Here is a 12,734-nt window from a genome sequence, read left to right on the forward strand (position 1 = left end):
GCAGGAGTCTTCGCCTTGCTCTCCAATCAACTGCTAGAAGAAACGAAACAGATGAAACCTGCGTTCACCATAAAAAAACGAACCACTAATCAAACACTTTGATTAGTGGTTCGTTTTTCACTTCAGCTAAAATACTTTTATCTCAGCACCTTACATTTAAAACATTACGACAATCAAACATATTTATTACGCTCAACCGGACTTAAAGACTTCCTTGCAGAACGAGCTGCCATGTCCGTTTCAATTTGCTCTAGGCTGCGTCCTTTTGTTTCAACAACTACAAAGCGTATGAAGAATAATCCGAGAATACAAATGATCCCGAACGTTGAAAAGATCACGCCTAAACTAAACTGGTCGGCTAAAATTGGGAACACAAGCCCTACTGCAAGCGATCCCGTCCAGTTAAAAGCAGATGAAATCCCAGCACCGATTCCGCGTACAGAAAGGGGGAAAATTTCTCCTACAATGATCCACGTAAGCGGCGCCCAAGAAAACGCATAGCAAAGGATAAAGCAGCAAAGAGCAATTAACGTAACCCAGTTTACGACGACTTCATTAACGCCTAATGCTCCTAGAATAGCCGGTGTGAAAAATGAAAGAGCCATACCCGCGCCGCCAATCGTAAGAATGGTACGGCGGTTGAATCTATCAACAAACTGCAGAAAAATAAGTGTTGTCACAACGAAGATTACCCCAACGATGACCGTAAAACCAGCAGCTACCTGCGGCGCTAAACCAACTTGACGAGCAATGCTTGTTGCATAATAAACAATTGAGTTTGAGCCTTGAATCTGCTGAAAAGTTGCCATTCCGACACCGATAATTAATGCTAAACGAAACTTTTTATGAAACAGCTGTTTGATGCCTGATTGTTCATGAACAGCTATGCTTTCAATTTCAGACACTTCAGCTTCTACTTCAGCTGTTGACCGGCGAAGCGTACGCAGCACTTCACGCGCTTTATCTGCCATTCCGTTTTTAATTAAGTAGCGAGGCGACTCTGGAAGCTTGATCATACCGATGCATAAGACGATCGCAAAAATACCGGCGCTGCCAAGCATTAATCGCCAGCTGTTTGGAACCGGCTCAAAAATAAAGGCTACGATATAGCTTAATAATAATCCAATTACAATCATTAGCTGATTTAAACCTGAAAGCTTCCCGCGAATATGAGCAGGTGCGATTTCTGACATATAGGCAGGAACTAACGAAGAAGCCGTTCCTACTGCTGTACCTAAAAAGACGCGCGCAATCGTTAACGTAATTTCCTCTGGTGCAATCGCTGAACCGATGGAGCCTAAAAGAAAGATGATAGATGAAATTAAAATTAACTTTCTTCGTCCAAACTTATCTCCTAATAATCCGCTTAAAATGGAACCGATAATTGCTCCTCCCATTAGCGACGAAACCACAATCCCCAGCCAGAGCGGACTTAAATGAAACGCTTCACGGATATGACTTTCTGCACCAGCAATAATCCCAATATCATAACCGAATAAAATACCGGCAAATGAGCCGAAGAAGAAGATAAACTTACTTGATACTTTACTCATGATTATATATCCCCTTTGTATTGTCTTAGTTTTGCTTCCTACCACACTTATTTAAAACGCTTTCATTTGTTTCTAAAAACGGCGTTCTTTTACTGACGCTATATTTTCACTTCCAAGGAAGCAGTGCTCCCTCGGAAGTAGTGGTGCTTACTTAATAATGACGTACTCTAGATCAACAAGCTTTGCATAGCTCACGATTTGATCGGTCGTTAAATTTAATGAAAGTACCGTATGATGGCCGCCTCCGTTTTCAATCCACGCTTTAACGCCGTCTTGGAAGTTCGGCTTAATGTTCCAAAGCACGCGCGCTACCGGAAGATTTGGAGCTGGAACTTCCGGCTCAAATGCGGATACTTCGTTAATTAACAGCTTGTAATGCGTACCGAAGTCAGCCATGGAAACCACTACGCCTTCTCCTTGCTTACCGTCAAACACTAAGCGGGCCGGATCTTCACGGTTGCCGATGCCTAGCGGAGAAACGATTAGTTTTGGCTTATTTACCGCTAGCGTCGGGTCTACTTCAAGCATGTGTGATTGAAGCACAGACTCACGTCCGGGAGCCAATTCATACGTGTAGTCTTCCATAAAGCCCGTTGACTGATTATGGCTCATCACTTTGAGCAAGCGGTCAAGCGCCGCTGTTTTCCAGTCTCCTTCACCAGCAAAGCCGTAGCCCTGTGCCATCAAGCGTTGTACGGCTAGACCAGGAAGCTGTTTCATACCGTATAGATCTTCAAAGTTAGTGGTAAAAGCGCTGTAGCCGCCTTCGTCTAGAAAACGTTTAATCGCAATTTCATAGCTTGCCTGTACTTTTACGCTAGACTCCCATTCTTCTGCAGAATAATCACCGTAGACAAATTCGTACGCGTCGGCATATTCAGCAAACAAATCATTGATTTCTTCTTCCGTAACGGCATTTACATATTGAACAAGGTCACCGATTCCAAAGTAGTCAACCGTCCAGCCAAATTGAATTTGCGCTTCAATTTTGTCTCCTTCCGTTACTCCGACGTTGCGCATATTGTCGCCGAAACGCGCGACTTTAATGTTGAAGCTTTCGTTATAAGCAGCGGCTACGTCCATCCATTGTGCAATTTGCTGCTGTACTTGGGGGCGCTCCCAGTAGCCTACTACAATTTTATTTTGCTTGTTCAAACGCGCGTTGATAAAACCGTATTCTCGATCACCGTGAGCGGATTGATTCAAGTTCATAAAATCCATATCAATCGTTTCCCAAGGAATGCTTTCGTTAAATTGTGTCGCCAAATGAAGCAGCGGTTTTTGCAGTAACTTGGTACCGCGAATCCACATTTTTGCAGGCGAGAACGTATGCATCCACGTGATTACACCGGCAACTTCATCTCGGTAATTCACTTCTTTCATCATGCTTGTAATTGTATCAGCACTCACAGCTAAATCTTGCAGAACAATCGGATAAGGCAAGACACCGCTTTCATTTAAAGCATCAGTCATAGTTTGCGCGTGTGCTTTTACTTCTGCTAGTGCTTCTTTTCCGTAAAGATGCTGTGAACCAACAATAAACCAAAATTCTTTTTGAGCTGTTTTTAACATGATAATCCCCTTTTCTGTATGTAAGTCTTTTATTGTCCTTGCCCGTAATACGCGTTTTGGCCGTGTTTTCGTAAATAATGTTTGTCTAATATACGCTGCGGCAGCTCTTCAGCCAGTCCGTTTAATTTTTGTGTAAAGAAATTCATTTTGGATACTTCGTCTAGTACGACGCTGTTCATTACCGCCGATTTGGCATCTTTTCCCCACGTAAACGGCCCGTGTCCTTGAAGTAAAATGCCAGGAACCGCTAGCACATCTAAGCCGCGCTCTTCAAACGTTTCGATAATCACTTTGCCCGTTTCCACTTCATATCCGTCATTCACTTCTTTTTCTGTCAAAAAGCGCGCGCACGGTACGGAACCATAGAAGGTATCGGCATGAGTCGTTCCCATTGCCTGCACATCAAGTCCTGCTTGAGCCCAAATGGTCGCCCACGTTGAATGCGTATGGGCAATACCGCCGATTTGCGGGTAATGTTTATAGAGTACGGCATGCGTCAGCGTATCCGATGACGGATTAAGCTCCCCTTCTACCACGCGGCCATCTAAATCAACGACTACCATGTCTTGCGCCGTCATTTTCTCGTACGTCACACCGCTTGGTTTAATCACAAACAAACCGCTGTCTCGATCAATGGCACTTACATTTCCCCACGTGTACTTAACCAGTCCGTGTTTTGGCAAATCGACGTTTGCTTGAAATACTTCTTCTTTTAATTTATCTAGCACACTAACTCCTCCCGTTCTTCGCTGTGGTGCTCTGCAGCTGCTTTTTCAATCACTAGCCCTTTTTTATATCTTTTAATAAATGCTTCAAACCCTTTTACATCAAGTTCGTCAGGATAAATTTCTTGTGCGGTTACTTCTTTAAAGACTTTATCATCCAAGAAATCTTCTAAACTTTCATTCTCATTTTTATTAAGCATATAAGAAGAAAGAATAGCCATTCCCCACGCGCCGCCTTCTCCAGCTGTGTCCATGACGGAAACCGGGGTATTAATTGCCGCTGCCATCATTTTTTGACCAACTACCGGCGTTTTAAATAATCCTCCGTGCGCTAAAATACTGTGAATCTTTACGTTTTCTTCTTTGACTAAAAGATCCATACCTATTTTTAAAGCGCCAAAAGCTGTAAAAAGATGCGTTCGCATAAAGTTTGCTAGATTAAAATTACTTTTTGCTGAACGAACAAATAGCGGACGTCCACTTTCTACTCCGGTAATATTTTCACCTGAGAAATAGCCGTAGCTAAGCAAGCCTCCTCCATCAGGATCAGCTTCTAGCGCTTTATTTAACATCACTTCGAATAATTTATCCGACTCTACTTTTTGTCCCATAGCCTCCGAAAATTCGCGAAACAATCCGAGCCAGGCGTTTAAGTCGCTTGAGCAGTTATTCGCATGAACCATTCCAACTGGACTGCCGTTTGGCGTAGTAACCAAATCAATTTCCGGATAAACGTTTGAAAGCTTTTTATCTAGTACAATCATCGCAAAAACGGACGTTCCTACTGAAACATTTCCCGTGCGTTTTCTTACGCTGTTTGTCGCCACCATTCCCGTTCCCGCATCTCCTTCTGGAGGACAAAATGGAATTCCCGGCTGCAAATTTTTTGATTGATCTAAAATACTAGCCCCAATGGCTGTTAATGTACCTGCTTGCTCGCCTGAAGTATGGACTGCAGGCAGAATATCTGATAGTTGCCACGGATACCCTTTATGAGAAATGAGATCATCAAACTGCTTCATCATATTTTCACTGTAATTTTGCGTGCGTTCATCAATTGGAAACATCCCCGAAGCATCTCCAATGCCAAGCGCCTTACTGCCTGTCAGCAGCCAGTGAATATAGCCGGCTAGCGTTGTCATGTAATCAATGCGCGGCAGATGCTTTTCTTGATTGATAATTGCCTGATAAAGATGCGCAATGCTCCATCGTTCAGGAATATTAAATTGGAAATGTTCAGTTAATTCTTTTGCTGCTGCGCTTGTTGTTGCATTACGCCACGTTCGAAACGGAACTAGCAGCTCACCCGTTTTATCAAACGCCATATATCCGTGCATCATAGCTGAAACGCCGATCGAGCCAACTGTTCGAATCGTGATCCCGTAGCTTCGTTCCACTTCTTGCTTCATTTCACGGTAAGCACTTTGCAGACCTGTAATAATATCGAGTAAGTTGTACGTCCAAAAACCGTCTTCTAAGAGATTTTCCCATTCATAACTGCCTGATGCGATCGTTTCAAAGTTTTCATCAATCAGCACCGCTTTAATACGAGTAGATCCAAGTTCAATTCCAAGGGACGTTTTCCCTTTAGCAATTGCTTGTTTTATGCTTTCTTGAGTTGTTTTCACGTTTAATCTCCTTTCTGATAGCTATAAAGATACCTATAGCAGTAAGGAAGCGCTTTCCGTTTTATGTAACGCTGTTTGAATTTGTTAACAACTTAAGTATATTTATTTGTACGTACATTTGTCAATATAAAAATTATATATGCACACAAATATTCAAAACACCATACTATTCCCTTCTCAAACTTTTAAAAAATCGGTATCCAACCCTTAAATCATTCTCCTTTCGATTAAAAATCAAGGAAATCTTTTCATTTATTCACGTTCATGATAAAATATGTCCATACAAATTTTATACATAAAAAAAGTTGAATGTATACAACTACGAAAGAAGTGAAAACATGAAGCCAAAATATCAGGTGATTATTGAGGATATAAAAAGCAAAATTCTTTCAGGCGATTACAGCATGGGCGAACAAATCCCTACTGAATCGGTTATGCAAGAAACGTATGGTGTCAGCAGACATACGGTTCGAAAAGCCATTTTAGAGCTGTCGAATGAAGGTTTTTTAAGAAGTGAAAAAGGCTCTGGCACCTATGTGAGCAATCAGTATCAATCCAAATCTAGCGGGGCTTCTGCCAACAAAACAATCGGCGTAATTACCACGTATATTTCCGACTATATTTTCCCTTCTATTATTCGCGGAATTGAAAGCAGATTAAATAAAGATAATTATTCGCTGCTGCTGGCGAGCACGAATAATGATGTAGAACAAGAAAAAAAAGCATTGGAAATGATGCTTTCCTACGGAGTAGACGGTCTAATTGTTGAGCCTACAAAAAGTAATTTGTACAATCCAAACATCTCGTATTATTTATCATTCAAAGAACAAGACGTTCCGTTTACAATGATTAACGCCTACTACGAAGAATTGGACGTTCCGTTTTTTTGTCTAGATGACGTTCAGTCAAGCTATCTTGCCACAAATGAATTAATTTCAAAAGGTCATACACAAATCGGGCTCATCGCAAAAATGGATGACCTGCAAGGAAAGTACCGAATGAAAGGCTACATAAAAGCGCTTGGTGAAGCAAAGCTCCGCTTTCAGCCTGAGCATATTTTGTCTTTTAACACCGAAACAAAGCTTGATTTGTACGCTAATTTAAAGACGTTTCTTACTGAAAATCAAGACGAAATGACGGCTCTTGTCTGCTATAACGATGAAGTCGGATTAGAAGTTGTAAATGTATGCAGACAGCTTGGCATTTCTATTCCGGACAAGTTGTCAATTATTGGTCAAGACAATTCGTACATCGCTAAAAATGCGACGATTAATTTAACAACTTTAACCCATCCGCAGGAACAAATGGGACACGACGCGGCGGATTGGATTATTAAAAAGCTGCAGGGCAAAAAAGAGTTACCAACCGAAACCTACTATCAGCCTGTATTAGTTGAAGGTGAAACGATTAAAGAGTTAAATGCGAAGCGTGATGAAGTTCGTTAAGAGAAGGCTTCCTTAGAGGTCTATAAAACTTCTTATGAGAGAAAGGGATGCACATTATTATGCATCCCTTTCTTTATGTAATGATTCCCTTTATAACGGAGCCTGAATGCTGAGATATACTCCTTTTTCTATCTTTTGTTTTGCTTCTTCTATTACTCTTTTAGCGGTAAGTGATAACTGAGATACAGGAACCGCCCCATCTGAACCAATAACAAGAGGATCAACCCAGCGCATTTTTGTCGTTTGGTGAACATCATGACAAGACGCTGTTCCTTTTTGTACTTTGCTGTTAAAAAGAGCAGATAACACCCCTTCAATACTGCTATCTCCAGCATTTTTCAGCAACCGAACCACATCGTCATCCTGCTTTAAAAAATCTTCTATAGATAAAATATCTTTTTGCAAAGCGAGCTTGATAATTTTCGTCAGCTGATAGTTGCCAAACATATTAAGCGGATTCATAAAAAAGCCAATTACTTCTCTATAATAAGCATCCACAAACCATTCTGCCGCTGATAAATTACTGCATGCCATTTGTCCATTAAATACGACAAGCTGATCCAAAAATGTATGCACTTCTTGTAAAGTAATCTCCCCGCATACGTACAAATCCCGCAGCGTATAATCCACGCGGTCAGCGCATAAGTGCGGAGCGTTCTGTTCGAGCAGCGTCCATTGGCTTTCATCAAGTAAGATATCTTGCCAGTTTAAAGCGGCGCTCTTTAAAATAGGAGGAATAGACGACTGGGCCACAATTTGTTCGTAAATCGTTTCATGATAATTTTCTTCTTTTTGTTCCAAAACATAGTCAATCACATGAGAAAATGCCGTATGTGAAACGTCATGTAATAAAGCTGCTATTTGCTCTTCCAAAGAGCCTCCTAATCTGTTGACAAGCATCATCGCACCAACGGAATGATCATATCGAGTAGTATTCCAGTTTTCATTTACAAACCGGCTCGCTCCGCCTTGGTAAATTCCTTTTAAACGCTGTACGGGATCACTTTGAATGAGTTCTAAAAGAACGCCGTCTATTTCAAATTTCCCGTACAGCTCATCATAAAGTATGAGCATATTTCTCTCTCCTTTTCCTAGCTTATTATGTTTAATCCTAAGCTCAAGACACAATACTGTAAAGTCGCGTTGTAATAGCAAACTATTTTTTGCAATAAAATGTTCAATTTCCTTGGCGTCACAATCGTAAAAAATCACTCATTGGGATGATTTTATTTTATGACTTCAGTGATAAAGTTTTATGGAGAAATTTATTTACTAATAGAAGGTAAGATAAAAAAGGAGATATTTATGAAAAAGCTTAGCATGCTGCTGCTCGTTTTAGTCATTGCCGTGGTCGGCTGTTCAAAAGGAAATGAGCAACAGTCACAGGAAGTAAAAGAAACAATTGAAGTGCCGCAAACTATTAAAGCAAACGAAAAAACATCTATTAACGTACTCGTTACACAAGGAGATAAAAAAATCGAAAATGCAGACGCCGTACAGATTCAAGTTGAAAAAGAAGGCTATATTAACCAGGAAATGATCGATGCCAAACATCAGGATAACGGCGCATACAGCACGGACTATACGTTCAAAGACGACGGCGAATATACGATTACCGCTCATGTGACGATAAAAGGCGACATGAAAATGTTTACGAAAAAAGTGACGGTTGGCGAGAAAAAATAAATAGCCTATCAAAAAGCGACCTCTGCTTGTCAAAGGTCGCTTTTATTATTTCTTTGATTCTTTAATACGGTCAAGATACTGCTTCGCATGAAGCAGACCAAGATTTTTTTCTTTTCGTATGTATTTAATAGCCTGCACATCACTTCGGCCATTCATAACCATCAAATTGACTCTGTTTTCAAAAGCCTCGTCTTTCTCTATTTCTAGCTGCTTCCACTCTTCATCTAAATCGCGTTTAGGTGTTTTGAGCAGGAATATCACTAGTATAACAAGAATGCTACTTGTGGTGATATAAAGCCAAAGCCAATCGAGAAACCAGCTGTTAATCACATTCACTATTATCAGAATGGTGAAACAAGAGTATAGCCTTGTTTGATACTTATTAGCTTTTTTTGAATCTATTTTATTAAAAAATATCCCCACCGTCAGCCTCCTTTTAGCATTTCATTGGCGCTTTTTTCTATTAATCTCTCGTGGTGCAAACAGCAGCTTTTTTTACCTAATGATGATGCTTTCGGTTGTACCCTCGCTTGTCTGATAGCTTCCTGAACTGTTGCTGCCAATCACTTGTATGCTGCCGTAATTACGATAATCTTTGTCCAAAGAATGAGAGGTTTGTAGTTGTTTTAACTCCGTTCCCTCTAAAATAAAGTAAGGGCCGTCATAACTCGTATTCTCGTACTCACCGGAAGAATGAAGGTGCGTGTACGCATAGCGACTAGTTGTAAAGAAATGCTGGTTGTTAAGGGTTTCTACCTTCAAAAAGAACTCATCTGCGGTCATTAATCGGTCGTATTGAGCAGGCTTTCGATCAACTTTGTCACTTGTAACTGTCAACCGATCCTCTCCTTTGTCTTCACATAAAAAACAAGAGCTGTAATCTAGCATTGTATATGAGTTATCATCAGAAGGATCTATCACTGTAAACCGCATAGAAGATATGTTTTGATCCCTATCTAGCGTCAAACGAAAATCTTCTATTTTTGCTTTGTGCTGTGACAGCTGCTGTTCTTTTCGAAATGATTCCCAGCTTTTGCTTACTTCTCCAGACTTCAGCTCATCTCTTGTAAATAGAAGCATTTGTTTTGTACCTTTATAAACGACATTTACAATACTGAACTGAGAATAAGGAGAGCAAGGATTGCCAGCCAGCAGATGGTTTCTATGACCTTGTTTTTCACCATAGTTGTTCTTCCCCAGAAGTTACATGTATGTGCATCATGAACGAAGCACATATCATACAAATTACCATTTCCCCTAAAAAATATCAATTAATCTTACATTATAAAACTAAAAATCTAGTTAATTAACAACTCATAAAAAAAGCAGGGCTCTTTTCAAAGCCCTGCACTTTTATTTCCTATTTAAATAAGGTTAAACCCTTTTACCACTTGCGCAACCGTAAACGTAACGCCAATCGCAATCACTGTTGGTATTGCAAAAGCAAGAAACGTCCACTTTGCATTTTTGGTTTCTTTATAAATATTCACAAGCGTCGTTCCGCACGGAAAATGCAGGAGTGAAAACAACATCATGTTAAGAGCCGTTAGCCACGTCCAGTGGTGATCAAGGAAAATTTGTTTCAGTCGAGTCGCATCTTCAATTTCAATTAATGAGCCCGTTGATAAATACGCCATCAGTAGAACCGGTACAACAATTTCATTAGCCGGCAAGCCAATGATAAAAGCAGCTAGTATATACCCGTCTAGTCCTAGCGACTTAGCAAATGGGTCAAGAAACTGAACAAAGTGCATTAAAATACTTGTGTCACCGATATAAATGTTGGCCAATACCCACGTTAACACCGCTGCGGGTGCTGCAACAATAATCGCGCGTTTTAACACGAACAGCGATTTATCCAGCGTCGCGCGTACAATTGTATCTACAAATTTTGGCTTGCGGTAAGGCGGGAGCTCTAGCGTATAGTGTGTCGGAACTCCGCGCAGCGCTGTTTTAGACAGTGCCCACGATACAAACAGCGTCACCACGATTCCAAATAACACCGTTCCAACCACAACAAGCGCCGTTACGAAAGTTTTAGCACTCCCTGTAAAGCCTGTTGCCATAAATAAAGAAGCTAACAAAATCAGCGTAGGCCACCTGCCGTTACATGGAACAAAATTATTTGTTAAAATCGCCATCATACGTTCACGAGGCGATTCAATAATACGCGTTGACATAATCGCTGCGGCGTTACATCCAAACCCCATCGCCATCGTCAGCGACTGCTTGCCGTGTGCGCCTGCTCGTTTGAACAAACGATCCATATTAAACGCTACGCGAGGCAAATATCCGTAGTTTTCTAAAAGAGCAAAAACCGGGAAAAAGATGGCCATCGGAGGCAGCATCACGCTAATGACCCATCCGGTACCGCGAAACAGCCCTAATACAAGAATTCCGTGCAGCCATTCTGGCGCATGCATAGCTTGAAAGAAAGCTGTTAAATACCCTTCGGCCCAGCCAAATCCTTGTGCGATTAATCCAGAAGGAACATTTGCGCCGGCTATTGTGATATAAAAGATGACCGATAAAATACCAAGCATAATCGGAAAGCCCCAAATTGGCGAGGTAAAGACTTTATCTAACTTTTCTGTACGCTGAAGCTTTGAGCGGTCTTCGTACACAACTGATTTTTTACATATTTGCTGTGACGACTGATAAATACTTGCGACCATATTGGAACGATGATCTTTTTCTTTTGCCTGCTGCGCATAGCGAGTTAATTGTTCCATCGCTAATGAGTTTTCAGGAGTTAACGGATTTCCCATATGCGCTGTTCCTCCTTTCTGTGTGACTGATACCTTGCTGCTGACGCTGCTGAATGGTTTCTAAAAATGACGTGTCTCCATCAAGAACCCGTAAAGCAATCCAGCGCAGAGGAAATTGATTTCCAACAATAGAAGCGACTTGAGGTTCTAGCTCCTTTAATGACGCTTCTATTTCTTTTGTGTACTGCACCTGGTAAGGGTTAAGTTTTACCTGCCCGCGTACGACTTGTTCAATTGCATCTAGCAAATTCGTAATCCCTTTTTTATTACGTGCTGATATAGGCACAACCGGTACGCCTAACGATTCAGCCAGCTTTTTTTCGTTAATCACAATTCCTTTTTTCTTTGCTTCATCCATTAAGTTCACGCAAATCACGACGTTTTCAGTCATTTCCATCACTTGCAGCGCTAAATTAAGATTTCGCTCCATCGCCGTTGCATCAACCACCACTACCGTAACGTCAGGTCTTTCAAATAAAATATAGTCACGCGCTACTTCTTCGTCCGCCGAGTTTGAATACAGTGAATACGTTCCAGGTAAATCGACGATTGTGTAGAGCTGCTGGTGATGTTCAAACGTCCCTTCTGCTTTGGCTACGGTTTTTCCCGTCCAGTTTCCCGTGTGCTGCTTAAGACCGGTTAAGCTATTAAATAACGTACTTTTTCCTGTGTTCGGATTTCCTGCTAATGCAATACAATACTTACTCACCGTCGTCACCTACTTTTTTCACATAAATTTTTGAGCTCTCTTCTTTTCTGAGACCAATCGTTGTATGACTTACTTGATAGGCAACAGGATCTCCTAACGGGCTTTTTTGAAGCACTTTGATAATTGCTCCTGGAATAAATCCTAAATCTAACAAGCGTCGCTTTAAGGCACCTTCGATTTCGATTCGCTCTAGCTGCACCGTTTCACCTGTCGTAAATGTAGACAATGGATAATTATTTACACTAGCCATCTATTTTTCGTCCCTTCTCATTTTTTATCTAAGGTTATATTTTTTTCGTTAGACCAACTTTTAAGGTAAAAAAATATGCTCGTTGATTTTTAATAGGGTATTCTGCTAATGCAGAAAAATGAACATGTCAGCATGATTTATTTAAAATTTTCAGTTTTCACTTGTCATGATATCGAAAGTTTACCATAGGAAACTTTTTTAGTCTAGGGTAAAATACTGTGTTTTTTTCTTACTTACAGCCTGTGTTCGTAAATATTTATGAAAAATCATACTGAAAATAAATCAGTAAAAAAGAAACAAAAAAACAGTAAAAACCTGTAAATCCTGTGCTATACTAATAAATGGGTTTTTTTGAAAATAAAGTATTGATTAGTTTTAAAACCTACAAAAATCACTTT

Annotated in this window: 12 protein-coding genes; 2 read left to right on the forward strand and 10 right to left on the reverse strand. The window is 40.6% G+C overall.

Translation table 11 applies throughout. From position 1 onward, the window contains the following. Positions 1-173: 173 nt before the first annotated feature. The 4 genes from JNUCC25_RS17775 to JNUCC25_RS17790 form a co-directional block, all read right to left on the reverse strand. On the reverse strand, positions 174-1,553 hold the full coding sequence (locus tag JNUCC25_RS17775) for a sugar porter family MFS transporter (RefSeq protein WP_013058235.1): 1,380 nt from the start codon (positions 1,551-1,553) through the stop codon (positions 174-176). A gap of 147 nt (positions 1,554-1,700) precedes the next feature. Beyond that, positions 1,701-3,125 carry an L-arabinose isomerase gene (araA, locus tag JNUCC25_RS17780; RefSeq protein ID WP_013058236.1) on the reverse strand — a complete coding sequence of 475 codons (1,425 nt, stop codon included), beginning with the start codon at positions 3,123-3,125 and terminating at the stop codon, positions 1,701-1,703. Between the two features lie 29 nt (positions 3,126-3,154). Beyond that, on the reverse strand, positions 3,155-3,853 hold the full coding sequence (locus tag JNUCC25_RS17785; RefSeq protein ID WP_013058237.1) for an L-ribulose-5-phosphate 4-epimerase: 699 nt from the start codon (positions 3,851-3,853) through the stop codon (positions 3,155-3,157). Beyond that, positions 3,847-5,478 carry a xylulokinase gene (locus tag JNUCC25_RS17790; RefSeq protein ID WP_013058238.1) on the reverse strand — a complete coding sequence of 544 codons (1,632 nt, stop codon included), beginning with the start codon at positions 5,476-5,478 and terminating at the stop codon, positions 3,847-3,849. Before JNUCC25_RS17790 ends, JNUCC25_RS17785 begins: the two co-directional genes overlap by 7 nt. Before the next feature lie 338 nt (positions 5,479-5,816). Between JNUCC25_RS17790 and JNUCC25_RS17795 the strand changes: the two genes are divergently transcribed. After that, positions 5,817-6,923, forward strand: a complete 1,107-nt coding sequence (locus JNUCC25_RS17795; RefSeq protein ID WP_013058239.1) for a GntR family transcriptional regulator — start codon at positions 5,817-5,819, stop codon at positions 6,921-6,923. A gap of 90 nt (positions 6,924-7,013) precedes the next feature. Here JNUCC25_RS17795 and JNUCC25_RS17800 read toward each other — a convergent pair whose 3' ends face one another. Then, on the reverse strand, positions 7,014-7,997 hold the full coding sequence (locus tag JNUCC25_RS17800; RefSeq protein WP_029323332.1) for an HD domain-containing protein: 984 nt from the start codon (positions 7,995-7,997) through the stop codon (positions 7,014-7,016). 231 nt (positions 7,998-8,228) lie between these two features. On the opposite strand from JNUCC25_RS17800, the gene JNUCC25_RS17805 reads away from it, so the two are divergent. Then, on the forward strand, positions 8,229-8,609 hold the full coding sequence (locus tag JNUCC25_RS17805) for a FixH family protein (RefSeq protein ID WP_029323334.1): 381 nt from the start codon (positions 8,229-8,231) through the stop codon (positions 8,607-8,609). 45 nt (positions 8,610-8,654) lie between these two features. On the opposite strand, the gene JNUCC25_RS17810 is transcribed toward JNUCC25_RS17805, so the two are convergent. The 5 genes from JNUCC25_RS17810 to JNUCC25_RS17830 form a co-directional block, all read right to left on the reverse strand. After that, positions 8,655-9,032: a hypothetical protein gene (locus JNUCC25_RS17810; RefSeq protein WP_078082048.1), complete on the reverse strand. Its 378-nt coding sequence runs from the start codon at positions 9,030-9,032 to the stop codon at positions 8,655-8,657. A gap of 72 nt (positions 9,033-9,104) precedes the next feature. Continuing rightward, positions 9,105-9,689: a hypothetical protein gene (locus JNUCC25_RS17815; protein ID WP_029323338.1), complete on the reverse strand. Its 585-nt coding sequence runs from the start codon at positions 9,687-9,689 to the stop codon at positions 9,105-9,107. A 284-nt stretch (positions 9,690-9,973) separates the two neighbouring features. Continuing rightward, positions 9,974-11,341, reverse strand: a complete 1,368-nt coding sequence (locus JNUCC25_RS17820; RefSeq protein WP_371400017.1) for a nucleoside recognition domain-containing protein — start codon at positions 11,339-11,341, stop codon at positions 9,974-9,976. A 13-nt stretch (positions 11,342-11,354) separates the two neighbouring features. After that, positions 11,355-12,086, reverse strand: a complete 732-nt coding sequence (locus JNUCC25_RS17825) for a FeoB small GTPase domain-containing protein (RefSeq protein WP_013058245.1) — start codon at positions 12,084-12,086, stop codon at positions 11,355-11,357. Beyond that, positions 12,079-12,336, reverse strand: coding sequence for a FeoA family protein (locus JNUCC25_RS17830; protein ID WP_013058246.1), 258 nt, complete (start codon positions 12,334-12,336; stop codon positions 12,079-12,081). The genes JNUCC25_RS17825 and JNUCC25_RS17830 overlap by 8 nt, the downstream gene beginning before the upstream one ends. Positions 12,337-12,734: the final 398 nt, after the last annotated feature.

The organism is Priestia sp. JNUCC 25, assembly GCF_053667915.1.